The sequence below is a fragment of the Dyella mobilis genome, from assembly GCF_016904945.1.
Taxonomy (GTDB): domain Bacteria; phylum Pseudomonadota; class Gammaproteobacteria; order Xanthomonadales; family Rhodanobacteraceae; genus Dyella_B; species Dyella_B mobilis.
On sequence record NZ_JADIKF010000040.1, the window covers coordinates 359,058 to 384,134 of the forward strand.

A 25,077-nucleotide genomic window follows, 5' to 3' on the forward strand; every position below is an offset into this window, starting at 1 on the left:
TAACGGAGTGGCCTAGATTTGGCCTACAGATTTTTCCGCATTTCTCCACATCACTGCGGATGGTCTGCGTGTGCGGCCTGAAGTTGGCCTGCTCGCGCCTGGCCATGCGGGGGCGTGGGGGCGAAGCCCCCTCGGATACGCCCTTTTGCTGTCGGTGACGCCGCGCGCCTCGTCGGCATCCAACCGGCGATCACGGGCCTTGCTGGGCAGTGGTAACCGGATCGCGGCCACCGGATTCTCCGGCAACGCGATCAGGAGATCCTTCCGTGCCCACGTGATGACACCGCCCAGCGTCTGCAGCTCGCGGCGTACCGTGGCGGCCGCACCGCTCGCAGGCGTTCGTCGCGCCAGGCCGTCAACGTCTCCGGCGTCAGTGCGGCGAAGCGCAGATGGCCGAAGTCTTCATGCAAGCGGGCAAGGTGGTTGTGCAGCACCTCGGCCGATTTCAAGGTGCTGGCCTTCTCCCGTTCGTACCGTTCGAGCAAATTCCGGAACAGCAGCTTTTCGGCTGTGCGACAGTCGCGCTGCTGGCGGCGGTGAACGTCCCGTCCCTTGCTTGCCCCCCAGGCTTCAGCCTCGGCTTTGGTGCGGAAGGTCTTGGACGTCCTCATCCACTTCGCTCCATATCTGGAAGTAGGCATGCACCGTGCGCCATTTCAGGAAGTCGCTGGGCGTCGCCCGCCACTGGCAGGGCGACGCATGTCCGTCGGCCCGCAAGTGTCGGGCCCTTGCCATTCGCGGCGTGATGGAAGCGACGGACTACTGGCCTGATGCCTGGCTTTCGCGCGAGCCGGCCAGGGCGCGGAAGTCTCGGGGTGGCATGTCATACGCGCGGCGGAACGCATGATTGAAGTCTACCGCGCTCCTGAACCCGAGCCCGTAGGCGATCTCCACGACCGGTGCCTGCGGGAATCGGATGAGTTCGTGCGCGGCCTCGCGCAGCCTGCGGTTTCGGATATAGGTGACCAGGCCGCCCTCATGCTCGAACATGCGGTACAACGTGGCGCGAGACAGTCGCGACGCGCCGATGATGTTTTCCATCGACAGCTCCGGCTCGTGCAGGTGTTGCTCCACATACCGTCGTACGCTGCCGAACACCGTCGCGCGAACTGCGGCGCGCGCGTTGCCACTCAGGCCGCACTGTCTGGCGAAGGCCCCGACGATCAGATGCCCGCACGCGGCCATCGCGCCGCGGGCTTCAGCCCCGCTCATCGTGCCGATGCTGCCGGCAAGCGCCTCCAGTTCGCCGAGAAACATGCACGCCAGGGGCGATCCGTAGTCGATCACGCGGCCATGCAACGATTCCGCATCCGGCAGCACCGATTCCACCACGGCGCGCGGCAGGAACAAGGCCATGACCTGGCTCCTGCACTCCCGCTCCATGCGCATCGGCTGGTTCATGTCCAGAACCAGGATGCCCGGCCGGGATTGCCGCGCCTTGCGCCGCGGATACAGGCCCGTCGCGGTTTCGATGCCCCCCTCCACCAGCACGTGGAAAACATAATCGCGCATGCTGTCCGTTGAAATGCGCGCCACCGTGCGGGCCTGCGTGATCGGGTCGGTGCAGGCGTGGAGAAATGTCATGCCATCGATCCGGTAACGGTCGAGCGTGGCGCGAAACCCATCGGCCACCTGCGCGTGCGAAACCGCGATGTCGAGATAGGAGGAGGTCCGATCGCGCCACGCCACCAGTTGCTGCGTTCGTGCGATGTCGCATGTGCCGAAATGGTGGTGGATCGGCCCGGAAGCGTTTGCCTCTACTTCGACATGGCTTGTATTGCTACTGGTCATCCCGGGCTCCCTCCGCTCGCGCCCATGCTACAGGACGTGCGCCCGCTTTTATCCCCTCTTGTCGCCGCCTGTCGTAACCACCTCTCGCGCTGGCCCCAGGCTTGCTGGCGGATCGAGCTAGCGCCAGACCCGGCGTGCCGGCTAGCTACCGCCTGCCGTCTTGCCCACGAAAAACCTCGTCCCCCATATCGTCATTCCCGCGAAGGCGCACTGCTGTCCGGAATAAATTCAGCCGAGGAAGAGAGAAGCGTTGCAGCCAACGGTTGGGGGGCTACACCCCCGAAGCACGTCGACGCAGACGCGGCGAGCGACGAAGATCCGCCTGCACTGGCGAACCGTGGCGGCCAGGGCTGTTCGTATGAACCCGTTCGGCGTGAAGCTGAGCGAACCACTGACCACGGGATTTATTCCGGACAGCAGCGCGCCTTCGCGGGAATGACGATCAAATTGCTGTTATTCGAGATTCCCTCCCTTCTCAAGTGAGACGGTCGATCAAGTCTCCTGTGCTTTCACGCGCAAAATTCTCCGCTAACCAACCCGGTAATCCGAGCCTCCCCACGAAGAGCTTGGGCCGGGGATGTCTGCGTTGCACCACAGGGGAATCGCGTGAATCACATCTACAGGTTGGTCTGGAGCCAGCTTCGTCGCACTTGGCTGGTCGTGTCCGAACTCGCCCGCGGTCGCGGCAAGGCAGGGCGTACATTGACCCCGCGCCGCGCGTGTTCGGCTTGGTGGGCCGCACTACCCCTGAGCCTCCCCATGCTGGCCCTCGCTGCCGCACCGGCCGGCATCACGGCGATCGATACCGCCCGTCCGACTGCGGCGATCGTCGCCGCGGGCCCTGCGCTCGCGCCAACGGTCATCGCGTCGGTAGCTTCTTCAGCCCATCCCACCGAAGGCCAGGTCACCGCTGGTAGCGGAAGTATCGACTACGGCGATCACCTCACCACCATCCAACAGCACAGCCAGAACCTGTCGCTAAACTGGTTGAGCTTCAACATCGGCGCGCAGGATACGGTCAATTTCGTACAGCCCAACGCGCAGGCGATCGCCGTCAACCGCATCGCCGACCCCAACGGCAGCGTGATCCTCGGCCACCTGAACGCGAACGGCCAGGTGTTCCTGATCAATCCCAACGGCGTGCTGTTTGGACAAGGCGCGCAGGTCAACGTAGGCGGGCTGGTCGCCAGCACGCTCGACGTCAGCGACGACGAGCTGGGTCGCGGCACGCTGCATTTTGCCGGCGCGAGCGGCGGCAGCGTGACCAATCGAGCCACAATCACCGCCGCGCCCGGCGGCTACGTGGCCTTGCTCGGCCACGCCGTGTCCAATCAGGGGGCGATCCACGTGCCCGCCGGCAGCGTGGCGCTGGCCGGCGGCAGCGCGGTCACCTTGAGTTTCGACGGCAACCATCTGCTCGACATGCAGATCGACGCCAGCACCATGAACGCGCTGGCCGAGAACAAGCAGCTGATCGTCGCCGATGGCGGCCAGGTGCTGATGAGCGCCGGCGCGAAGGATTCCCTGCTGGCCAGCGTGGTCAACAACACCGGCACAATCCAGGCGCAGACGGTCGAAAACCGTGCAGGAAAAATCGTGCTGCTCGGTGGCATGGAAGCGGGCACCACGCAGACGGCCGGCACGCTGGATGCCAGCGCGCCGAACGGCGGAGATGGCGGCTTCATCGAAACCTCGGCGGCCCACGTGCATGTAGCCGACGACGCAAAGATCTCCACCCTGTCCGCCTCGGGAAACAGCGGCACCTGGTTGATCGATCCGCACGATTTCACCATCGCCGTCAGCGGTGGCGACATGAGCGGCAACACACTGTCCAGCCAACTGCTCGGCGGCAATATCACTATCCTGTCCAGCAAAGGCGCCAACGCCAGCGGCAGCGGCGACATCATCATCAACGATGCAGTGGCCTGGAGCGCCAACACGCTCACGCTCACCGCCGCGCACGATGTCGATATCAACGCCGTGATGACGGCCGCCGGCAGCGCCGGCCTCGCGCTGAACCCGAGCACCGCCAACGGCGGCGATGCGGCGATAGGCGGCGGCACCGTCAAGGTCAACATGGTCGATGCCATGCCGGGCCAGGGTGGCCGGGTGGATTTCACCGGCAGCAGCAATACACTGCAAATCAATGGCCAGCCGTACACCATCATCACTACGCTGGGTGCCCCCGGCAGCACGACCGGAACGGACCTGCAAGGCATCAACGGCGCCCTCAACTGCGCTTGCTATTTCGCGCTGGGCGCCAATATCGACGCCAGCGCCACGGCCAATTGGGGGAACTCCGCCTTCGGCTCCCAAATCGGCTCCGGCTTCGTGCCGATCGGTCACCAGTTCAACCCTACCGATTTTAATATGTTCGCCGGTACCTTCGACGGCCTCGGCCACACCATCAGTGGCCTCACCATCAACCTGCCCGGCTCCGACAATGTTGGCCTGTTCGGTTACACCAGCACCACGGCTACGATTCGTAACGTCGGCCTGGTCGGCATATCGATCGAGGGCGAAAGCGACGTCGGCGGCCTGGTCGGGTACAACTACGGCACGATCAGTCAGGCCTACGCCATCGGTGCGATCAACGGCAACGGCGTCGGTGCCAACGCCGGCGGCCTGGTCGGATTCAACGACAGCGCCCGGATCAGCCAAGCCTATGCCAGCGGTGCGGTCAGCGGCCCGGGCACTGTCGGTGGCCTGATCGGGTACAACAACCGCGGCTCGATCAATCAAGCCTATGCGACCGCTACGGTCAGCAGCAGCGGCGGTGATGTCGGCGGTCTGATCGGGATCAACGACGGCGGCCCGATCAGCCAAGCCTATGCGACCGGTACGGTCAGCGGAAGCCAGGACGTCGGCGGCCTGCTCGGATACAACATTGCAGCCCCGATCAGCCAAGCCTATGCCACCGGTGCGGTCAGCGGCACCGGCAGCGGCAGTTTCGTCGGAGGTCTGGTCGGAGACAACGGCGGCACGACCGACCAAGCCTATGCCACTGGTGCGGTCAGCGGCAGCGGCAATTTCGTCGGAGGACTCGATGGGGCCAATTCTGCTGGCGCGATCACCAATAGCTACTGGGACACGGAAACCACCGGTCAGTCCACCAGCGGCAACGACGGCATCGGTGGCGGCACGGGGCTGACTACCAAGGCACTGATCGCAGCGCTGCCTGGAGGTTTCACGGCCGCCAGCTGGGGCAACGTAAGCAACCAGACCACGCCATATCTGCTGGGCATGTCCGGCAATCAGGTATTCAACACCAATGACCTGCCCATAGGCGCCGTGACGCGCACCAACCAGCCCAACCTTTACACCGTCATCCTGGATGTGAACCAGTTGCAAGCCGTGAGCACCGGCCTCACCGGTCGTTATGTGCTTGGCAACGACATTGACGCCAGCGCCACGCTCGGATGGGAGGGCGTGGAGTTTGACGCCAACGGCAAGCCCCACTTCGACAACGGCTTCACGCCGATTGGCGGCCCAGGCGCACCGTTCACCGGCGTCTTTGATGGCCTTGGCCACACCATCGACAACCTGACTATCAATCGACCACTCACCAATTATGTCGGTCTGTTCGGCATCACCGGCAACGGCAGCACGATCCGCAACCTCGGTCTGCTCGGCGGATCGATTACGGGCCAGAATTACGTCGGCGGCCTGGTCGGCTACAACAACGGCACGATCAGTCGGGCTTATGTCACCAGTTCGGTCAGCGGCGGAGGCTATGTCGGCGGTCTGGTCGGAGACAACGGCGGCACGATCACGAACACCTATGCCACAGGGGAGGTCGACAGTAGCGGCGCCAACGACGTCTATTATGGCGGCTTGGCTGGCTACAACGACGCGGGAGGCACGATCACAAACGCCTATGCCACCGGAGCGGTATACGGCAGCGAGTATGTCGGTGGCCTGGCCGGAGACAACCTTGGGGCGATCACAAACGCCTATGCCACCGGAGCGGTAAACGGCAGCATCTACGTCGGCGGCTTGGTTGGCTACCTCGACGCGGGCGGCACGATCGCAAACACCTATGCCACCGGGGCGGTCAGCGGCGGCGGCAGCTATTTCGGTGGATTGGTCGGGGTCGGGGCCGGCAACACCATCATCGACAGTTACTGGGACACACAAACCACAGGCCAATCCACCAGCGCCGGTGGCACCGGCCTGACCACCGCGCAGATGATGGACCCTGCCAGTTTTGCGGCCTGGGGCATGGATATCAGTGCAATCGGCGGCAGCTCCGCGACCTGGCGTATCTACGCGGGTGACACCGCGCCGTTGTTGCGTACCTTCATGGTAGGCCTGACGGTCACCGCCATGAATCTCGGCACGATCTACAACGGCACCGCCTTTGCTGGCAGCAGCAACTTGATCTTCGGCACGCTGACGCCGGGCTACTGGCTGCCGTCGAACAACGTGGATACGAGCCTGATTCTGGGCGACGCCAACGCCAGTACCAGCACCCCGGCGACCAACGCCGGCAGCTACGCGCTGGCTGCCAACCTGTATTCCCGCCAGATGGGTTACGACATCGAGTTCACGCCGGGCACGCTGATCATCGCCCCAGCCCTCCTGACCTATCAGGCCACATCGGCCAGCAGCACCTACGGCAGCACGCCGAGTGGATTGACCGGCACCGTGACGGGCTTCGTCAACGGCCAGACCCTGGCCAACGCCACGACCGGCACGGCCAGTTTCACCACCGGCGCCACAGCCAACAGCAACGTCGGCAACTACGCCATCGATGGCAGCGGCTTGACCGCGAACGACGGCAACTACACGTTCACGCAAGCGGCAGGCAACGCCACCGCACTGACGGTGAGCCCAGCCACGCTGACCTATCAGGCAACATCGGCCAGCAGCACCTACGGCAGCACGCCGAGTGGATTGACTGGCACCGTGACGGGCTTCGTCAACGGCCAGACCCTGGCCAACGCCACGACCGGCACGGCCAGTTTCACCACCGGCGCCACGGCCACCAGCAACGTCGGCAACTACGCCATCGACGGCAACGGCTTGACCGCGAACGACGGCAACTACACGTTCACGCAAGCGGCAGGCAACGCCACCGCACTGACGGTGAGCCCGGCCACGCTGACCTATCAGGCAACATCGGCCAGCAGCACCTACGGCAGCACGCCGAGTGGATTGACCGGCACCGTGACGGGCTTCGTCAACGGCCAGACCCTGGCCAACGCCACGACTGGCACGGCCAGTTTCACCACCGGCGCCACAGCCACCAGCAACGTCGGCAACTACGCCATCGACGGCAACGGCTTGACCGCGAACGACGGCAACTACACGTTCACGCAAGCGGCAGGCAACGCCACCGCACTGACGGTGAGCCCGGCCACGCTGACAATCACAGCCAACAACGACAGCAAGACTTACGACGGCCTCGCTTACGCGGGCGGCCACGGCGTCACCTATAGCGGCTTCGTCAACGGCGAGACCTCTTCGGTACTCGGCGGCACGCTCGGCTATACCGGCGACTCGCAGGGAGCGATCAACGCGGGCGGCTACACGATCACTCCTGACGGACTCACCGCCGGCAACTACGCCATCACCTACAAGAACGGCAACCTCACGGTGGATCAGGCCACGCTGGAAATCAGCAGCAGCAACGTCAGTAAAACCTACGATGGCGGCCTGAGCGCGATCGGCACAGCGGTAGTGAGCGGCGGCACGCTGTTCGGCAGCGACACCCTCAGCGGCGGCAATTTCGCCTTCACCGACAAGAACGTCGGCACTGGCAAGCACGTAACCGTCAACGGCGTCACCGTGAGCGATGGCAACGGCGGCCGCAACTATGCCGTCACCTACGTCGACAACACCAGCAGCACCATCACCGCGCGTAGCATCACCGTCGATGCCACCGGCACCAACCGCGTCTACGACGGCACCACCGCCGATGCGGTGAAACTGGCCAGCACCGGCATCCTTGCCGGTGACACGGTGATCTTCAGCGGCACCGGCGCCTTCGCCGACAAGAATGTCGGCACCGGCAAGGCGGTCAGCGTCAGCGGCATCGCCGCCAGCGGTGCCGATGCAGGCAACTACAGCTTCAACACCACGGCGAACACGACGGCCGACATCAGCCCGCTCAGCATCACCGTCGATGCCACTGGCACCAACCGCGTCTACGACGGCACCACCGTCGACGCGGTGAATCTGGCTAGCAGCGGCATCCTGACCGGCGACACTGTAGCCTTCCGCGGCACCGGCGCCTTCGCCGACAAGAATGTCGGCACTAGCAAGGCGGTCAGCGTCAGCGGCATCACCGCCACGGGTATCGACGCCGGCAACTACAGCTTCAACACCAGCGCGACCACGACCGCCGACATCACCCCCGCGACATTGACATACCGTGCGGATACCGCCCATTTCAAGATCGGACAGATGCCGGGCGATTTGAGCGGCGTCGTGACCGGGCTGGTCGGTGGCGATACGTTGGACGCGGCCACCGACGGCACACTGGCATGGCAGACGCCGGCCACCGCGACCAGCCCGGCCGGAGCGTATGCCATCGACGGCAGCGGCTTGTCGGCGCACAACTACGTGTTCGTGCAGGCATCGAGCAACGCCACCGCGCTGCAAGTGATCGACGGCAGTGCGCCACGCCTTGTCGTCAGCACCGTCGCAGGGCTGCAGCAATCGGACGACAGCGGCAAGCCCCGTGCGCCGTATGCCCCGGATGTGCACATCGTCAACGGCGGGGTGCGCCTGCCGTGAACCACGTGAGCCACACGCCGCACAACCCGTTCAAGGATCGCCGCATGCCGTCATCGCTCCGCCTCGCCCCGCTCGCGCTGGCGCTGTTCGCCCTGCCACTGACCACGCCGGCGCAGACGATCCCCAACAGCGGCGAGATCCTGCAGCAGGTACCGGCGAAACCGACGGAGAAACCCCCTGTCGAACCCGGCCTGACGATCGAATCGCCGACCACCGCCGCCACGAACGACGCCACGGCGTTCGCAGTGACGCGGTTGCAGTTGGAAGGCAATACCGCTTTCGACAGCGCCACCCTGCATGCGCTGGTCGCCGACGGCGAAGGCAAGACACAGACCCTGACCCAGCTCAACGCACTGGCCCAACGCATCACCGACTACTACCACGCCCACGGCTACCCGCTGGCCCGCGCGATCGTGCCAGCGCAGACCTTGAGCGACGGTACCGTGCGCCTGCAGATCGTCGAGGCGCGCTACGACCAGATCACACTGGACAACCGCAGCCACATCGGCGACGGCCTGCTGCGCGCCACGCTGGCGCCGCTACGCTCCGGCGCGCCGGTCACCCAGGCCACGCTCGACAACAGCCTGCTGCTGCTCGGCGATCTGCCCGGAGTGAATCCCCACGCCACCCTGCGCCCGGGCACACAGGCCGGCACCTCGACCCTCGACGTGCACGCCGACGCCGAACCCACCCTGCAAGGCCAACTGGTCGCCGACACCGCAGGCAGCCGCTATACCGGCCGCCTGCGCGTGGGAGCCTATCTCGACATCAACAATCCGATGCACCACGGCGACCAGCTCAGCCTGGATACGCTCACCTCCGGCGATGGCATGCGCTACGGCCGACTGGGCTATCAATTCACCTTGAACGGTCACGGCACCCTCCTCGGCGCGGCGTATTCGATGCTGGCCTATGCGCTGGGCGGCCCGCTCGATGCACTGGACGCGCACGGCACCGCGCGAGTTTCCAGCCTGTGGCTGGCGCAACCGCTGGCGCGCACGCGCAACAGCCGTCTGGACGTCCGTCTGCAATTCGATCGCAAACAGCTTAGCGACCGCATCGACACCACCGCCCTGCGCAACGATCGTCACAGCAACGACTGGACCGCCAGCCTCGTCGGCCAGCACGGCGACGACTGGGCCGGTGGCGGCCTGACCAGCGCCAGCCTCAGCGTCGGCCACGGCCGGCTCGGCTTCGACGACGCTGCGGCAGCGGCCGCCGACGCTGCCACCGCACGCACGCAAGGTAGCTACACCCATTGGAACGCCAGTCTCGCCCGCCTGCAAAACCTCAGCGTCGCCACCCGCCTCTACGTCAGCTTCGGCGGCCAGCACAGCAACCGCAACCTCGACTCCTCCGAACAATTTTTGCTGGGCGGACCGAACAGCGTGCGCGGCTACGACGTCTCCAGCATCGCCGGCGCCAGCGGCTGGCTCGGCACGATCGAACTGCGCCACGACCTCGACTGGAACTGTGCCGACCACTGCGAAGGAAGCCTTTTTGTCGACCATGGCAGCCTGAGCGTTAATGCCTCCCCGTGGACCACCAGCCGCAATCAATTCGACCTCGATAGCGCCGGCATCGGCTTCAGCTGGGTCGGCACCCGCCATTGGCAGGCGCAGGTGCAACTGGCCACGCCGGTGGGTGCCACACCCGCATTGCTCGGCAAGCGCAGCTCCGCGCGGGCATGGTTACACGTAGTCAGGGCTTTTTGAGCATTGCGAAACTTCATTTGGCACTAGGGATGCTCTGATTTATTGATTTCGAAATAGCCATCCAGACGTCCGCGAGAAAGCGCTGAACTTACCACGAAAACAAGGGCGACCTTGAAGGTGGGTCGCCGCCACCGCCGTGTCGATGCACCCCGAATCACCTCGATTTTCTGCCTCACAGGCGCACCCGCCTGTCGAGGCCAGCAACGTTCGTCGTGCCATCCACAGATTCGATAGCGCGAACAGCGTCAGTATCTTGGCTTTGTTCTTGAGCAGCCCCTTGAAGCGCACTTTCCGGTAGCCGAACTGCCGCTTCACCACGCGGAACGGATGCTCCACCTTGGAACGTACGGCGGCTTTCACGTGTTCAGTGTGCTTGACCGCGCCTGGCCATGCGGGGGCGTGGGGGCGAAGCCCCTGCGGATACGCCCTTTTGCTGTCGGTGACGCCGCACGCCTCACCCAGCCCGCTCCCGCGGGCTGCGCTGGACACTCCCAGCGACTCACCTCACTCCTCCCCGCCAAACCCGCTTTTGGCTTCACTAGCGGCCCCAAAAGCGCCTCGCGCAACCAAGCCTGTAGGGGTGTAGTACCCACGTGGCCGCACACCACGTAGCGCGGCATTGACCGGGCTTTGGGGATTATGGGTGATGGTTAGTAATGGTGGTTCTATGCGGTGACACCCGTAACAGGGGGCTCCTGTCACAGGTGTCAGGGGCTCCCCTGCCAGATTGCCCCCTGTCAATTTGACGGGGCTATCGATAAGCCCAAGGTATACAGGTTGCTGGACGTAGAAGTCGCAGGTTCAAATCCTGTCTCCCCGACCAATGCTTTGTGAAAAAGCCAGCCTTGCGCCGGCCTTTTTGTTGGCCGGCAGTCGCTGAACGCCGAAATCGAACGGCGCGAAGCCAGCTCAGCTGCCGCTCGGGCCGGCCGCATACTTGCTAATGATCGGTCGCCAGAACGCACCGACCTTGGGATCGTAAAAGCGGTGGCAGGCGAAGGGCAGTTGGCCGCAATTGAGTTTTATGGCCGCCTCGGGCTTGCGGTCGACGCAAAAATCCACCGCCTCAACGTATCCGGGAATGCTCACGTGGGTCAGCGTGGGTGCGACCAATGAAAAATACAGGTCTTCGATATACAGATTCTGCGGATGCCAGCGGGCAAGTTCCGGCGACGCGCCGTCCAACTTCTCCTTGCGGCAACGCACGGCGCGCAGCATCGTTTCGGTTTTGCGCAAGGAAAAGCCGCCGTTGCCCACTTTGAAATAGTGTTCAGTATTCTTTTTGCGCTTCTTGAACGCGTTGTTGATACGCAGGAACAGACGATTCAAAAAGGTCTGCCTGGATGCCATCCACGGCGCACCGATATAGTCGTAACCCTTCCCACACCAGTCATCGAGCTTGTCTTCGAAAACGAAAACATCCATCTGGCAGATCAGGATGTATGCGTAATTCTGGAAGGCCTGATAAAAAACCTCCGACAACATCAACTGGTTGTAGCCGGAAAGTCCTTTGAAAAAATCGGGATGGAAACGCCGCACGGCATAGTCGACTGACTCGAAAAGAGGCAGCAGCGGGCCAAGATCCAGGCCTTCGGGACATGCAATGGCAAAAGGATGGTTCGCCAGCACCTGCAGCGAGCGCTTCAGCGATAACAGTTCATTGTCGTTGAGGTCGGTCTTGTAGACGGGAACGACAACCACCGCATTCTTCATATCGTAACCTTCGGGCTCACCGGAAAACGCGAGGCGTTCATCCCTCAGCGCGTGGCCGCATCGTACAGGGTCTTCGCAGGGCATACACGCCGGCATCGGTCTTGAAGCAGCCTCCTATTGCAAAAAAGCCATGCAACCCGTCACGAGCAACACCGCGGCCAGCGCGACCGCAGTATCAATTTGCGAATCACGCCCCCTTCCCGTGCGATTCGAACGCCTGGAAACCACGTCACGCCGGCTCGGCAAGCGGGTTTAGGGATCGGCCGGCCAAAAGCTCAAGATGCCAGGATCTGCTCGTCTCCCTTCTTTGCCCCCGGGCACGCGCCATCAATCCCGGCCGCCAATGCCCAGGCTGCCCAGGGACCTGCATCCGTGACTATTTCAACGAGGTGACGGGCGTGAGCGAAATCACAAGCTGCACAATGAACTGTCCATTCGCGATCCATGCGTGCCGATTTTCACCGGGCTTTCATCTGCCGCATCGTTGGATTGACGAGATGGCGATGACTGCCTGTGCTCGACCCAGGGCGCGGCAGCACACCCAGGAAGCAAAACGGACGACCCAAGGGAATAACGCGTCATGCCACTACACCTCTATCACTACACGACCAAAGAGAGCTACGAAAAGATCATTCAGTCCATGATGCTCATTCCTTCGACACAAGAAGGAAAAGAGCACACTCATTTTGGAAAGGGCATTTACTTTGGCTCGCTGGATCCTTTTTTCGACGCCCAATATCTAGGCCTCGAAGAATTGGGCGGCAACTTGTTCACTCAGGTCTCAAAGGGCAATTTCGAAAAATTCTTCTATTTCGTCGAGGTGCGCTTCCCCGACGATTTCGACCCCATGCCGCAATCCGTTCTCGTCAAAGACGACAAGAAAGCCGGCTTTACGTATGAAAACCAATTCCTTTATTTACTGAAGACCGAAAAGCCCTTGATCCTGGCGAAAGAAAATCCCGCACACGGGCAAGCCCTGCTTTTTGATCATGGCATCACTTACTGGGGCCAGCTTCGCGCATTGCGCATGACAGACAAGGACATTCGCAACGAGCCGCCCGCCTGGCAAAGAAAGCCCAGGCAATAAAGAAAACCCATCACAGGGAAGGAACTCGGATACCGGTTCAGCCGTCGATGGCGAAAGGCCATCGACGACTCTAAATGCACGTACTGAGCTTGCGCACACCTTCGCGGAGCTCGTGCACATTCGCCCCGGAATACCCAAGGATGAGGCCGCTTCTCCCAGGCGACTCAACATAGCACTGGGACAGCGGCCTGGCTGAAATACCCTGCTCTTTTGCCTTGATCGACACCGCCACATCATCTGCGCCCGCTGGGAGCAAGGCCGCCAATTGCATGCCCGCCTGGGTGCCGATCACGTCGAGCCGGTCGCCCACGTATTGGTCGATGGCCTGCAGCAAAGCCGACCGCCGCTCCAGGTACAGCGCGCGCATGCGGCGTATGTGCCTGGCGAAATGTCCTTGGCGGATGAAGTCGGTGAGCGCCACCTGATAAAGCGTGGAAGAAAACGTATCGAGGGCATCCCGAACCGTGGCGAAGGCGGCAACGAGATCCCTGGGCACCACCACGTAACCCACTCGCAAAGCCGGAAACATCACCTTGCTGAAGGTGCCGACATAAACCACCCGATCGTCGGCATCCATGCCTTGCAGAGATGCAAGCGGACGGCCGCCGAAACGGAACTCGCTGTCGTAGTCGTCTTCGATGATCCAGGCGCCGCTGTGCGAAGCCCAGTTGAGCAGTTGCATGCGTCGCGCGGCGCTCATGGTGACGCCAAGCGGAAATTGATGCGAAGGGGAAATATAGGCAGCCTGTGCGTTGCGGCAAAGACGAATCCCCTCCTCCACGATCAGGCCGTCTTCATCGACCGGCACCGGAACGATCTCCGCACCCATCGTTCGCAGCGCCTGGCGAGCTCCAGGGTACCCAGGGTCTTCGATCCACACCCGATCGTTTGCATCCAGCAGAGCATGCGCGCAAATCTGCAGGCCTTGCTGGGAGCCGGTCGTGATGAGTATCTGCGAGGCATCGCAGCGCACGCTGCGCACCGTGCCGAGGTATTCCGCAATGGCCTCGCGCAGAGGCAGATATCCCATGGAACCGCTGTACACCAGGTGTTCGATCGGCGGTTTGCGTACGTGGTGCTGGATGAGCTTGGACCAGACCGTCATCGGAAAGTGATCGATGGCCGGCAGCCCGACCCGGAATGCCCCGTGGTTATTTGCCCAGGTCTGTACGAGGCCGCGCATGCCGGCGACGCGCCGGGCGATTTTTCTTGGTGCGGATGGCGTGACCTCGACTGGCGGCTGGCGCTCCGCGGCACCGGCCGTTTTGGTAGCCTGGCCGGGTATCGAACGCGCCACGCAGGTCCCGGCTCCGACGAAGGTCTCCAGATACCCCTCTGCATACAGTTGCTCATAAGCGCTGAGCACCGGCACGCGCGAAATCTTCAGCTCCTTGGCGAGACTGCGCGTGGAGGGCACCCGCTGCCCGGGGCGCAGGCGGCCGTCAACGATGGCCCGCCGGAACCATTCGGACAATTGGTCGTACATCGGCGTGCTGCCAGCAGCATCGAGCACGACCGGCGGAAGGAAACCAGCAGAGATCCGTTTCACGTGGCAACTCCAAAGTGGTCATGCCCAATCATACCGAAGTGGCTATTTTCGCCAACCACTGACCGGCCTAACTTTTATCGCAGGCGGCGCCCTGGCCGCTTTCAGGAGGTTCTGCGATGACGAGCTTTCGCAAGGTTCTTTTGTGCGCGGCATTGGCGATGGCAGGAACGACCTGCGTCAGCCTCCCCACCGACGCCCAGACTGGCAATAAGCCCGCCGCTCCCAGCTATCGCGACGGCTCGCACGATTTCGATTTCCACGTCGGCACCTGGCGCACGCACATCAAGACACTCCAGCATCCGCTCTCCGGCTCCCACGACTGGACCGAACTCGATGGCACGGTAACGGTGCGCAAGATCATGGATGGCAAGGCGGAACTGGAAGAAATCGACGCCAGTGGCCCCAGTGGGCATTTGCAGGGGTTGACGCTGTTTCTGTACAACCCGCAATCGCACCAATGGAGCCAGACCTTTGCCAGTACAAGCGATGGCACGCTGGAAACGCCGGCGATCGGCGAGTTCAAGGACGGACGTGGCGAGCTGATCGACCAGGAACCCTTTAACGGCCGCACGATCCTGGTCCGCAACGCATGGTCGGACATCAAACCCGACTCGCAACGCTTCGAGATAGCGTATTCGGATGACCACGGCAAAACCTGGGAACCGAACTTCGTCGCCAACCTGACGCGTATCTCGCGATGAATGCGAGGCGGCGCGCTGGTATCGCAAGTCTGCTGAGTCTGCATGGCTGCCTCGTGTGGTCATTCCCCGCTTTCGCGCAGACAGCGCCAGCGACGCCGCCCGCTTCGGTCACCGAGGAATCGATGAGCGATGCGTGGTGGACGGGGCCGATGCTGGCCAATTCAGCCGAAACCCTGCCGCCGGGACACTTTTTGTTCGAGCCCTATCTCTACGATGTGCGCAGCCCGAATACCGACAGCTTCGGCTCGCGCACCTACATCCTTTATGGCCTGGCCAACCGGCTCTCGGTCGGGCTGATTCCCGTCTTCGGCTACAACCGCCTCGGCAACGGACCGAGCAGTTCCAGCGTCGGTGTTGGCGACATCACCTTGCAAGCGCAATACCGGCTGACGGAATTCCAGCCGGGCAAGTGGATCCCCACGACAGCCATTCAACTGCAGGAAACCCTGCCCACCGGCAAGTACGATCAACTGGGCGATCGCCCTGCCGACGGCCTGGGCAGCGGCACCTACACCACCACGTTGGCGATCAACTCACAAATGTATTTCTGGCTGCCGAATGGCCGCATTTTGCGCATGCGCTTCGATGTATCGGAGGCGTTTTCCAATCACGCACGCGTTCAAGGCGTGAGCGTGTACGGTACCGGCCAGAACTTCCAGGGCAATGTCAAACCCGGCAACGCGTCGTTCGCCGATTTGTCATTCGAATACAGCCTTACCGAACGATGGGTGCTGGCGCTCGACGCTACCTACAGCCACGATGCCAACACGCTCACGGCGGGCGAACAACTGGTTGATCCGGCCGGCGCCATTCCCTACCCACAAAATATGCGGCTGAATTCCGGCTCCAGCTCGGCCTTTGGATTGGCGCCGGCAGTCGAATACAACTGGTCGTCGGCGATCGGCGTGCTGCTCGGCACGCGTGTCACGTTCGGCGGTCACCATTCGGTCGATACGGTGACGCCAGCCGTGGCAGTCAACTACGTCTATTGACCAAAAATCTTTGATCCCGGCTGAACTCGCGCAGCGCAAGATGGTCGATTTTCAGCGTTGGCAGCACTCCTTTGTTCACCAGGAAGGCCTCCGACACTCACGCGCCCGATACGCCCGGAACGCCAATCTGCATTGCCACGGTTAAGGAGGTCCCCGATGAAGCTCCACGGTCTGTTTGCTGCCACTTTTGCGCTGGTCGTCCTGGCCGGCGTGCCCGCCAACGCCGTACCGGCACTCCCTTCCTATACCGCGCTTGCCGTGGCCGATCCGAATCGGCCTGCCGATCAACGGGCACAGGATGCTGAGCGCAAACCAGTCGAAGTCTTGAATTTCACCGGCATCACGCGCGGCTGGAAGGTGGTCGACCTGATGCCGGGAGCGGGCTATTACACGCGCCTGTTCAGCAAGGTGGTGGGCACCAACGGTGCCGTATATGCCGTGCAGCCGATCGAGATGGACAAGGCCGCGCCGAAGAATCTGCCCAAACTGCGCAGCTTTGCGGGCACCTCGATCTATCCCAACGTGACGGTCACGGTGCCGCCGATTGCGCAACTGAATCTGCCCAAGGGCGTGGATATGGTCTGGACCTCGCAGAATTACCACGATCTGCACGATCCGTTCATGGGCTCGCCGGATATGGCACGTATTAACAAGGCGATCTACGACGCATTGAAACCGGGCGGCGTTTATATCGTGCTTGATCACGCCGCTGCGGCTGGAACGGGTACGTCCAAGACCGACAGCCTGCATCGCATCGATCCGGCCGCCGTGAAGGCGGAAGTCACTGCAGCCGGCTTCGAATTCGTGGGCGAAAGCGACGTGTTGAGCAATCCCGCGGACGACCACACCAAGGCGATCTTCGACCCGTCGATCAAAGGCCACACGGACAAGTTCATCTACAAGTTCCGCAAGCCGCTGTGAACCCGGCTGCCGCCAAGGCTATCAAAGCGCGGCGGCCAGCGCGGTGAGCCGGTCCAGTTCTTCTTCGTCAAAACCTGCTTCCAGTCGCGCGGGACGATTGAACGGCCCGCGCAGATTGCGCCCCATGTAATCGCGCAACAAGTCGAGAAAGGTCTCGCGCGGATCGAGGCGATCGCGTTCGCAGCACCAGCGGAACCAGCGCGTGCCGGCTGCGACGTGCGCGACTTCCTCGCGCAGGATCACGTGCAATATCTCAACGGTCCGCTCATCGCCGACGGCACGCAGGCGTTCAATCATGCCGGGAGTGACATCGAGCCCGCGCGCCTCCAGCACGCGCGGTACGAGTGCCATGCGCGCGGTATCGTGATGGGCGGTCTTCTCGGCCATTTCCCACAGTCCGTTGTGCGCGTCGAAATCGCCGTAGGCGTGGCCGAGTTCGGCCAGCCGGTCGGATAGCAAGGCGAAGTGACGGGCTTCGTCGTTGGCGCAACTGGCCCAGTCGCGGTAGTAGTCGGCGGGCATGCCGCGGAAACGGTAGACCGCGTCCCACGCCAAGTTGATGGCGTTGAATTCGATGTGCGCTACCGCGTGCACCAGTGCAGCGCGGCCTTCGGGCGTGCCGAGACCGCGGTGTGGAACCTGGCGTTGCGGAACGAGTTGCGGACGTTCTGGGCGGCCGGGAGCGCCGATCGTTTCGGATGCTGGTGAGCCGGGATCGGGATGCAGCTCGCCTGCTTGCAGCAGCGCCCAGGTGGCATGCGTCAGGCGCAGTTTTTCGGCGGGATCGCAGGCGTCCAGGCAGCGTTTGGCGGCGGTGTGGAGGTCGGTCATGGAAGTTATCGCGAGAGCGGCCCCGCACCCTGCCCTCTCCCCGAAGGGAGAGGGGAAAAGCGAAGATCAAGCGCTGCGGCGTGCAGCCTTGGCATCATCCGAGCGCAGCATCTCGATCTGCTGCAGATAATGCTGATCCAGGCCGGTCACGTATTCGCCGCTGAAGCACGACGTATCGAAATGCTTCAGGTTTTCATTGCCATCCTGCACGGCCCAGACCAGATCGTGCAGATCCTGGTAGATCAGCCAGTCGGCGCCCAGCATCTTCTCCACTTCACCGACGGTGTGGCCGGCGGCCACCAGTTCGGAAGCTGCCGGCATGTCGATGCCGTAGACATTGGGATAGCGCACCGGCGGCGCGGCCGAAGCGAAAAACACGTTTCTGGCACCGGCATCGCGCGCCATCTGGATGATCTGGCGCGAAGTGGTGCCACGCACGATGGAATCGTCCACCAGCAGCACGTTCTTCTTGCGGAATTCCAGCTCCACCGGATTGAGCTTGCGGCGCACCGACTTCACGCGTTCGCCCTGCCCCGGCATGATGAAGGTGCGGCCGATGTAGCGATTTTTAACGAAGCCTTCGCGGAACGGCACACCCAGCGCCTCGGCTAGCGCGCTGGCTGCGGTGCGCGCAGTATCGGGAATCGGGATGACAGCCTCGATGCCATGGTCCGGGCGTTCGCGCAGAATTTTTTCGGCCAGCTTCTGGCCCATGCGCAAACGCGCCTTGTACACCGACACATTCTCGATCATCGAATCGGGACGGGCCAGGTATACGTATTCGAAGATACACGGTGCGTGCACGGCAGCGTCGGCACACATGCGGGTATGCAACTGCCCGTCGTCGGTGATGAACACCGCTTCGCCCGGCGCCACGTCGCGCAGGCGCTTGAAGCCGAGGATATCCAGTGCCACCGATTCGGAAGTGACGGCGTATTCGCGGCCTTCCGGCGTGATGCGCTCGCCCAGGACCAGCGGGCGAATGCCGTTGGGATCGCGGAATGCCAGCAAACCGTAACCCAGCAGCAAGGCCAGGCAGGCGTAGCCGCCGCGCGCACGCGCGTGCACGCCGGCAACCGCCTTGAAGATGTGATCCGGCGTCAGCGCCATGCGGTCCTGGATCTGCAGTTCGTGCGCAAGCACGTTGAGCAGCACTTCGGAATCCGAATCGGTGTTGATGTGCCGGCGATCGTCCTCGAACATCTCGCGGCGCAAGGTTTCGGTGTTCACCAGGTTGCCGTTGTGCGCGAAGGCAATGCCGTACGGCGAATTCACATAGAACGGCTGCGATTCGGAAGACCCTTCCGAACCGGCGGTGGGATAACGGCAATGGCCGATGCCGATGCGGCCGCGCAGGCGACTCATCGAGGCCTGGTTGAACACGTCGCGCACCAGGCCGTTGTCCTTGTGCAGCCGCAGCCGCGCGCCATCCACGGTGGCAATGCCCGCTGCATCCTGCCCGCGATGCTGCAAGACGGTCAGTCCGTCATAAAGCGCCGATGCCACCTCAGTGGTGCCGACAATACCGATGATTCCGCACATGGTGTTGCTACCCGTTACTGTTAATGCCTTGCGCCGGCCGCGCTCGAAGCTGCAGCCGGAGAATTCGATTCGTGGGGCGGCAATCCGGCCGGCAGCACGTTTTGCAGATTTTGCAGATGCTCCGGGAGATTGCCTGGCCGCAGGTGCTCACGCACATTGGGCGGCATCTCCTGCTCGAGCCAGGCGGCCATGCCCTGGAACTGCGGCAGCAAACTCGATTGTTGCCACATCGGCTCACGCGCGAATGACGTGAGGTTCACCAGAAAAACCACCAGCGTCACCAGCAATACACCGCGCGCAAAACCGAAAATCATACCGAGCAGGCGATCCGTGCCGCCCAGGCCGGTACCATCCACCAACTGATGCAGAACAAACCGCAGCAGTGCGCCGACAATCAGTACGGCGATGAAACAGATGCCGTAGCCGATCAGCAGCCGCAGTATCGGATTTTCGACGCTCCGGTCGAAATGGGCCGACACCATCGGACCATACCGCCATGCCACCCAGAACGCCGCCACCCAGGTGACCAGCGCCAGTACCTCGGATATGAGGCCGCGCCACAGTCCCACAAGGACCGAAAGCCCCAGTATCGCGATGATGATCAGGTCGACCGCGTTCATCCCCTGGGGCTCGTCCGGCAGCTCAGTTGGCGCTGACGACGTTGCCGTCGAGCCCAAGCTTGGTCTTGATCTGGTCGCGCAGGCTCACCGCATCGCTGCGCTGCGTTTGCGGGCCCGCACGCACGCGCCAGAGTTTTTTGCCGCCGGCGTTGACCGAATCTACGAAACCGTCAAACCCGCTGGCGCGCAACTTGTCCCGCAGCGCCACCGCGTCAGCCTGACTGCCCATGGCGGCAACCTGCACCGCCCAGCCGCCGGCCCGCGCCGGACTGCCAGCCGCAGGCGCAGGCACGTCGCCCTGGGGCGTGGTGGCGCCGCTTTCCAGCCGGGCCGGCACGCCGGGCACCGTCTGCACGATCTTCAGGCGTGCGGCTTCCGCCGCGGCACGGGTCTCGAACGGGCCCGCGCTGACCAGGGTCAGGCTTTTGCCGGCACGCTGGATCGACTCGCTGCGAACCGGATAACCCAGGCTGCGCACCCGCTGTGAGAGGCGATTGGCGCCATCCGGCGCGTAGGCGCTGAGGTTGATACTGTAGATGCCGCGCGCGGCCGTGGCCGGCGGCAGCGCCGGTGCCGGAGTGGTCGGCGGCGGCGCAATGACAGGACGGCTGGCCGCGGCGACCGCTTTCGGAGGCGTGGCGGGAATGACAGGCTGCGGCGCTGGCGCCGGGATCAGCGGGGCGGTCGAGGCCGGCGCAGGCTGGCTGGCTGTATTTACCGCGGACATGCCGCTGGCAGTGGGGGCTGCCGTGGTCGCGGGTGCGACCGTGCTGCCTGCCGCGGCGGGTTGGCCGGTGAGGCTGACGGTCTTGGTCTGCAGATCGCGGTCGGGAGCGGCAGGAATGGCCAGGCTGACCGATTGATCCGTAGCGGCGCTGGTCGACGGCGGCTTGCTGGAGAACATCATCGGCACGAACAGTATGGCCAGAGCAACGAGGACGGCAGCTCCCAACAGACGGGTATTCAAGATGGACTCCAGACAACCAGCTTGTGCGTGACGGCGGCGATTATACCTGTCCCGGTCGCCCTACATGACGGAAATAGGCCAGAAGTTCAGCCAGCCGATTCCTCAAGCACGGCCGCCGCGACGAAAAAAGATCCGAATGCCAGGATGCGGTCGCCATGCCTGGCACTGGCACGTGCGGCGGCAAGTGCGTGCTGTACGTTGGGATGCGTATCGCAGGCGGCCCGCGGCAACACCTGGTGCAGCACGCCCGCCAGCACCGAAGCGGGCAATCCGCGCGGCGTGTCCTGTTCCAGGCTGGCCAGGTGCCAATGTGCGATGCGTGTCCCCAACGCCGTCATCACCCCCCCGACATCCTTGTCGGAAAGTGCGCCGTACACGGCATGCACCCGCCGGCCAGGCTGAGCATCCAGCCACTCGGCCAAGGCCCGTGCCGCCTGCGGGTTGTGACCCACATCGACGATCAAGGCCGGATCGCCGCCCAGGAACTGCAAGCGTGCCGGCGCACGAGGCAGGTGCATGCCGGCTGCCGCGACGCGCTCAAGCTCGGTCGGGTCGAGCAGATCAAGCGCATGCAGCGCGGCGATGGCCGCCGACGCATTCGCGTATTGCACCGGTGCGGCAAGCTCGGGATCGGGGAGGTTCAATGCCGTGCCGTCGCGATGCTGCCATCGCCAGCCTGGCGAGGTGCGTTCGACGTGAAAATCCAGCCCCGCCTGTTCCACCGCAGCCCCGTGCGAAGACAGCGCTTGCAGCAAGCCAGCTGGCGGAAGCAGCTCGCCGACGATAGCCGGCCGGCCGCGGCGGGCGATGCCCGCCTTCTCCCGCCCAATGCTGTCGCGATCCGGCCCGAGCCACTCCACGTGGTCGAGATCCACCGTGGTCACAATCACCGCCTCGGCGTCGATCAGGTTGACCGCATCCAGGCGCCCGCCAAGCCCTACTTCCAGCACGGCGACATCGAGATCCGCACGCGCAAACAGATCGAACGCGGCGAGCGTGCCGAATTCGAAATAGGTCAAGGGGATCTCGCCACGAGCGAATTCGATGCGCTCGAAGCTTTCGATCAGTTCCGCATCGTCGGCGTCGACGCCGCCGATGCGGATGCGTTCGTTGTAGCGGATGAGGTGCGGCGAGGTATAGCAACCCACCTTCTGCCCCGCCGCCGTCAACATCGCCTCCAGGAAGGCGACCGTGGAGCCTTTGCCATTGGTGCCGCCCACCGTGATGACGTGGCGGGCGATCCTGGGGGCATTCATGCTTTCCCATACGGCGTGTACCCGTTCCAAGCCCAGGTCGACACCTAGCGCGTGGACGCGCTGCTGGTAATCCAACCATTCGGCAAGGGTGCTTGGTTTCACGCGAGACTCCCGATTCAGGCCCGCGCACCATACGGGCATCAAGCCCGTCGCACAATCCTTTGGAAATGCCGTCTTCTTTAGAAATGCATCCCCGAGGCGTGCACGGCCCAATACATGGCGAACAAGGTCCAGAAAATGCGCTTCAGCGCCTTGCCGGCCAGGAAAGCGATCAGCACGCCAGCCAACAGCGGCAGGTATTTTTCGAACGTGCTGCGAGTGTCGTTTACGGCGTTCATGGCTTTGTCCTCCCGCACCCTTGGTGGTGCGGGAGAAATCATCGTCCGATAGCCTCCGGGGCGGCAGGCGCAGGCGTCATCCTTCGCATCTGACAAGCGTCACTTATCCAGCAAAGGCTTCAGCAGATCCAGCGGCAGCGGGAACACGATGGTGCTGGATTGCCCGCTGCTGGACATGCTGGCCAGGGTTTGCAGGTACCTCAGCTGCAGAGCCTGCGGCTGCTGGGCAAGCATGCCGGCGGCATCGCGCAGCTTTTCCGCGGCTTGCAGTTCGCCTTCGGCGTGAATCACCTTTGCCCGGCGTTCGCGTTCAGCCTCGGCCTGGCGGGCGATGGCGCGCACCATGGTGTCGTTGAGATCGACATCCTTGATCTCGACGTTGGTGACCTTGATGCCCCAGGGGTCGGTGGCCTCGTCCAGAATCTGTTGCAGGCTGTGATTGATCGAGTCGCGCTGGGACAGGATCTCATCCAGCTCGTGCTGGCCGAGCACCGAGCGCAGGCGAGTCTGCGAGAGCTGGCTGGTGGCCTGGAAAAAGTCGGACACCTGCAGCACCGACTTGTCCGGCTCCACCACCCGGAAATACACCACTGCATTGACGCGCACCGATACGTTGTCGCGCGAAATCACATCCTGCGGCGGCACATCCATGACCGTCACGCGCAGGTCCACCCGCGTCATCCGCTGCACCATGGGCACCAGCACCACCAGGCCCGGCCCCTTGGTGCCGGTATACCGCCCCAGCGTGAGCACGACGCCGCGTTGATATTCAGGCAATACCTTGATCGACGAAAAAAGCAGCGCAATCACGATCAATACGACGACGCCAGCAAAGCCCATCATGAGGATTCTCCTTGGCCCATACGCATTGCCGCCACCTGCAACAGCAAACCGTGGCGACTGACGACGCGTACCGGAGCGCCGGCGGGAAGCGCCGCCTCGCATTGCACGCGCCAGCGTTCGCCACCGAAGCGCGCCCAGCCCTGCCCGCCAGCCGCTATGGCATCGAGCAGTTCGCCCGTACTTTGCAGCATCTGCTCATTGCCGTTGAAAGCGCGTGCACGGCGCGCGCGCATGACCAGGCGCAACAACAACCCGAGTATCACTACGGCACAACAGGCGATACCGGCAATCACGCCAAGATTCACCGTATAGCCGGGTACGTCGGTGCGGAACAGCATGATCGAACCGAGCACGAAGGCAATCACGCCACCGATGCCCAACACACCCGCCGTAGGCATGAAAGCTTCCGCCATGAGCAGCGCGACGCCCAGCGCCATCAGGATCAGGCCGGCATAACTCACCGGCAGCAATTGCAGTGCGTACAGGCCGATCAACAGACAGATTCCGCCGGTAACGCCGGGAAAGAAGCTGCCGGGATGAAACGCCTCGATGATCAAGCCATAGACACCCGCCAGCAGCAAGACGTATGCAATGGTCGGATTGGTAATGACGCCCAGGAAGCGCGCACGCCAATTGGGCGGATAATCGCGGATCGGCAAATCGCGCACGGCCAGTGTTACCGTCGCATCGTTTACTCGCACGACGCGTCCATCGGCTTGCGCCAGCAAGGCTTGCGGATCGGCAGCAACGAAGTCGATCACGTGCTGGGCCGCCGCTTCGCTGGCGGTCAGCGTGGCGGCGCCGCGCACGGATTCCTCCGCCCATGCCGCGTTGCGCCCATGCATCTGCGCCAGCGAACGGATGGTCGCGATCGCATCGTTGAGCACCTTGTTGGCTTCCGCATCGCCGGCCGGCACAACACTTGGCGCAGGCCTGTTCGTCGAACCCGAAGCAGGCGCGGCATGGCCAAGCGGTGACGGCATGGGCGTACCGCCACCCAAATCCACCGGCGTTGCAGCGCCCAGGTGGGTGGCCGGCGCCATCGCAGCCAACGGGCAGGCATACAAAATGTAGGTACCCGCAGAGGCGGCCCGCGCGCCAGCCGGCGCAACATAGCCGAGTACCGGTACCTTGGCGGCCAGAATGGCCGCCACGATGCCGCGCATGGATTCGATCAAGCCGCCCGGCGTGTCGAGCTGAAGCACGATCGCCTTCGCCCCGTCGTCGCTTGCCCGGCGGATGGCACCCTGCACATATTCCGCCGCAGCCGGACCGATCGGCCCGTTCAATTCGATGCGCGCAACGAACGGCGCGCTGGAAACGACGGGCGCTTCGACCGTGGGCGACACCCACGCCAATGTCATTACCGCAAGCGCGGCAACGCTCCAGACGATCCATCCTCGCCGTGACATGACACAGGCCTCCCGGCCGACATCATCACCAGACAGCTGCCTCGCGCGGCGGCCGTGA

At 63.3% G+C, this 25,077-nt stretch carries 18 protein-coding genes and 2 pseudogenes; 6 read left to right on the forward strand and 14 right to left on the reverse strand.

Annotation, left to right across the window (positions count from 1 at the left end; genetic code table 11):
- Window positions 1-251: 251 nt before the first annotated feature.
- From ISS99_RS17795 to ISS99_RS17805, 3 genes and pseudogenes are all read right to left on the reverse strand, one after another.
- Window positions 252-611, reverse strand: coding sequence for a hypothetical protein (locus ISS99_RS17795; protein ID WP_204632960.1), 360 nt, complete (start codon window positions 609-611; stop codon window positions 252-254).
- Window positions 607-690: pseudogene (locus ISS99_RS17800) on the reverse strand (IS5/IS1182 family transposase); the annotation flags it as partial. The pseudogene ISS99_RS17800 and the gene ISS99_RS17795, both read right to left, overlap by 5 nt.
- Window positions 691-759: 69 nt before the next feature.
- Window positions 760-1,791, reverse strand: coding sequence for a helix-turn-helix domain-containing protein (locus ISS99_RS17805; protein WP_204632961.1), 1,032 nt, complete (start codon window positions 1,789-1,791; stop codon window positions 760-762).
- A gap of 606 nt (window positions 1,792-2,397) precedes the next feature.
- On the opposite strand from ISS99_RS17805, the gene ISS99_RS17810 reads away from it, so the two are divergent.
- Complete coding sequence (locus ISS99_RS17810; protein WP_204632962.1) at window positions 2,398-8,532, forward strand: MBG domain-containing protein; 6,135 nt, start codon at window positions 2,398-2,400, stop codon at window positions 8,530-8,532.
- 44 nt (window positions 8,533-8,576) lie between these two features.
- Window positions 8,577-10,247, forward strand: coding sequence for a ShlB/FhaC/HecB family hemolysin secretion/activation protein (locus ISS99_RS17815; protein ID WP_204632963.1), 1,671 nt, complete (start codon window positions 8,577-8,579; stop codon window positions 10,245-10,247).
- 186 nt (window positions 10,248-10,433) lie between these two features.
- On the opposite strand, the pseudogene ISS99_RS17820 reads toward ISS99_RS17815, so the two are convergent.
- Together ISS99_RS17820 and ISS99_RS17825 are read right to left on the reverse strand one after the other, a co-directional pair.
- Window positions 10,434-10,613 (reverse strand): annotated as a pseudogene (locus tag ISS99_RS17820) (transposase); the annotation flags it as partial.
- A 543-nt stretch (window positions 10,614-11,156) separates the two neighbouring features.
- Window positions 11,157-12,044, reverse strand: coding sequence for a DUF5672 family protein (locus ISS99_RS17825; RefSeq protein WP_204632964.1), 888 nt, complete (start codon window positions 12,042-12,044; stop codon window positions 11,157-11,159).
- 496 nt (window positions 12,045-12,540) lie between these two features.
- Here ISS99_RS17825 and ISS99_RS17830 point away from each other — a divergent pair, with 496 nt between their 5' ends.
- Window positions 12,541-13,047 (forward strand): hypothetical protein, encoded by a 507-nt coding sequence (locus ISS99_RS17830; protein ID WP_204632965.1) that lies wholly within the window; start codon window positions 12,541-12,543, stop codon window positions 13,045-13,047.
- A 70-nt stretch (window positions 13,048-13,117) separates the two neighbouring features.
- On the opposite strand, the gene pdxR is transcribed toward ISS99_RS17830, so the two are convergent.
- A complete protein-coding gene (gene pdxR / locus ISS99_RS17835; RefSeq protein ID WP_204632966.1) occupies window positions 13,118-14,596 on the reverse strand; it encodes a MocR-like pyridoxine biosynthesis transcription factor PdxR in 1,479 nt (492 codons plus the stop codon).
- Window positions 14,597-14,712: 116 nt separating this feature from the next.
- Between pdxR and ISS99_RS17840 the strand changes: the two genes are divergently transcribed.
- The 3 genes from ISS99_RS17840 to ISS99_RS17850 all read left to right on the forward strand — a co-directional run bounded on the left by ISS99_RS17840 (window position 14,713) and on the right by ISS99_RS17850 (window position 17,210).
- Window positions 14,713-15,297 carry a hypothetical protein gene (locus ISS99_RS17840; RefSeq protein ID WP_204632967.1) on the forward strand — a complete coding sequence of 195 codons (585 nt, stop codon included), beginning with the start codon at window positions 14,713-14,715 and terminating at the stop codon, window positions 15,295-15,297.
- Window positions 15,298-15,419: 122 nt separating this feature from the next.
- Window positions 15,420-16,289, forward strand: a complete 870-nt coding sequence (locus ISS99_RS17845; protein ID WP_204632968.1) for a transporter family protein — start codon at window positions 15,420-15,422, stop codon at window positions 16,287-16,289.
- A gap of 156 nt (window positions 16,290-16,445) precedes the next feature.
- The gene (locus ISS99_RS17850) at window positions 16,446-17,210 is read left to right on the forward strand and encodes a class I SAM-dependent methyltransferase (RefSeq protein WP_239538165.1); all 765 of its coding nucleotides are present in this window, start codon (window positions 16,446-16,448) and stop codon (window positions 17,208-17,210) included.
- A gap of 21 nt (window positions 17,211-17,231) precedes the next feature.
- Here the strand turns inward: ISS99_RS17850 and ISS99_RS17855 are convergent, their stop codons facing one another.
- The 8 genes from ISS99_RS17855 to ISS99_RS17890 all read right to left on the reverse strand — a co-directional run bounded on the left by ISS99_RS17855 (window position 17,232) and on the right by ISS99_RS17890 (window position 25,019).
- Window positions 17,232-18,041: a ferritin-like domain-containing protein gene (locus tag ISS99_RS17855; protein ID WP_204632969.1), complete on the reverse strand. Its 810-nt coding sequence runs from the start codon at window positions 18,039-18,041 to the stop codon at window positions 17,232-17,234.
- Window positions 18,042-18,107: 66 nt separating this feature from the next.
- Window positions 18,108-19,583 (reverse strand): amidophosphoribosyltransferase, encoded by a 1,476-nt coding sequence (gene purF, locus ISS99_RS17860; protein ID WP_204632970.1) that lies wholly within the window; start codon window positions 19,581-19,583, stop codon window positions 18,108-18,110.
- Window positions 19,584-19,603: 20 nt separating this feature from the next.
- On the reverse strand, window positions 19,604-20,203 hold the full coding sequence (locus tag ISS99_RS17865; RefSeq protein WP_204632971.1) for a CvpA family protein: 600 nt from the start codon (window positions 20,201-20,203) through the stop codon (window positions 19,604-19,606).
- 22 nt (window positions 20,204-20,225) lie between these two features.
- A complete protein-coding gene (locus ISS99_RS17870; RefSeq protein ID WP_204632972.1) occupies window positions 20,226-21,170 on the reverse strand; it encodes an SPOR domain-containing protein in 945 nt (314 codons plus the stop codon).
- Window positions 21,171-21,256: 86 nt separating this feature from the next.
- Entirely contained in the window at window positions 21,257-22,528 is a 1,272-nt protein-coding gene (folC, locus tag ISS99_RS17875) for a bifunctional tetrahydrofolate synthase/dihydrofolate synthase (RefSeq protein ID WP_284343700.1), read from the reverse strand.
- A 77-nt stretch (window positions 22,529-22,605) separates the two neighbouring features.
- Window positions 22,606-22,764 (reverse strand): hypothetical protein, encoded by a 159-nt coding sequence (locus ISS99_RS17880; protein WP_204632973.1) that lies wholly within the window; start codon window positions 22,762-22,764, stop codon window positions 22,606-22,608.
- Window positions 22,765-22,863: 99 nt separating this feature from the next.
- Complete coding sequence (locus tag ISS99_RS17885) at window positions 22,864-23,607, reverse strand: slipin family protein (protein WP_204632974.1); 744 nt, start codon at window positions 23,605-23,607, stop codon at window positions 22,864-22,866.
- A complete protein-coding gene (locus ISS99_RS17890) occupies window positions 23,604-25,019 on the reverse strand; it encodes an NfeD family protein (protein WP_306482326.1) in 1,416 nt (471 codons plus the stop codon). Before ISS99_RS17890 ends, ISS99_RS17885 begins: the two co-directional genes overlap by 4 nt.
- Between the last annotated feature and the right edge of the window lie 58 nt (window positions 25,020-25,077).

What these genes read in the sequence shown, in the direction of transcription:
- ISS99_RS17795 (WP_204632960.1), bottom strand. Translation starts at nt 611, where the DNA reads ATGAGGACGTCCAAGACCTTCCGCACCAAAGCCGAGGCTGAAGCCTGG.
- ISS99_RS17805 (WP_204632961.1), bottom strand. Translation starts at nt 1,791, where the DNA reads ATGACCAGTAGCAATACAAGCCATGTCGAAGTAGAGGCAAACGCTTCC.
- ISS99_RS17815 (WP_204632963.1), top strand. Translation starts at nt 8,577, where the DNA reads ATGCCGTCATCGCTCCGCCTCGCCCCGCTCGCGCTGGCGCTGTTCGCC.
- ISS99_RS17825 (WP_204632964.1), bottom strand. Translation starts at nt 12,044, where the DNA reads ATGCCCTGCGAAGACCCTGTACGATGCGGCCACGCGCTGAGGGATGAA.
- ISS99_RS17830 (WP_204632965.1), top strand. Translation starts at nt 12,541, where the DNA reads ATGCCACTACACCTCTATCACTACACGACCAAAGAGAGCTACGAAAAG.
- ISS99_RS17840 (WP_204632967.1), top strand. Translation starts at nt 14,713, where the DNA reads ATGACGAGCTTTCGCAAGGTTCTTTTGTGCGCGGCATTGGCGATGGCA.
- ISS99_RS17845 (WP_204632968.1), top strand. Translation starts at nt 15,420, where the DNA reads ATGAGCGATGCGTGGTGGACGGGGCCGATGCTGGCCAATTCAGCCGAA.
- ISS99_RS17850 (WP_239538165.1), top strand. Translation starts at nt 16,446, where the DNA reads ATGAAGCTCCACGGTCTGTTTGCTGCCACTTTTGCGCTGGTCGTCCTG.
- ISS99_RS17855 (WP_204632969.1), bottom strand. Translation starts at nt 18,041, where the DNA reads ATGACCGACCTCCACACCGCCGCCAAACGCTGCCTGGACGCCTGCGAT.
- purF (WP_204632970.1), bottom strand. Translation starts at nt 19,583, where the DNA reads ATGTGCGGAATCATCGGTATTGTCGGCACCACTGAGGTGGCATCGGCG.
- ISS99_RS17865 (WP_204632971.1), bottom strand. Translation starts at nt 20,203, where the DNA reads ATGAACGCGGTCGACCTGATCATCATCGCGATACTGGGGCTTTCGGTC.
- ISS99_RS17880 (WP_204632973.1), bottom strand. Translation starts at nt 22,764, where the DNA reads ATGAACGCCGTAAACGACACTCGCAGCACGTTCGAAAAATACCTGCCG.
- ISS99_RS17885 (WP_204632974.1), bottom strand. Translation starts at nt 23,607, where the DNA reads ATGATGGGCTTTGCTGGCGTCGTCGTATTGATCGTGATTGCGCTGCTT.
- ISS99_RS17890 (WP_306482326.1), bottom strand. Translation starts at nt 25,019, where the DNA reads ATGTCACGGCGAGGATGGATCGTCTGGAGCGTTGCCGCGCTTGCGGTA.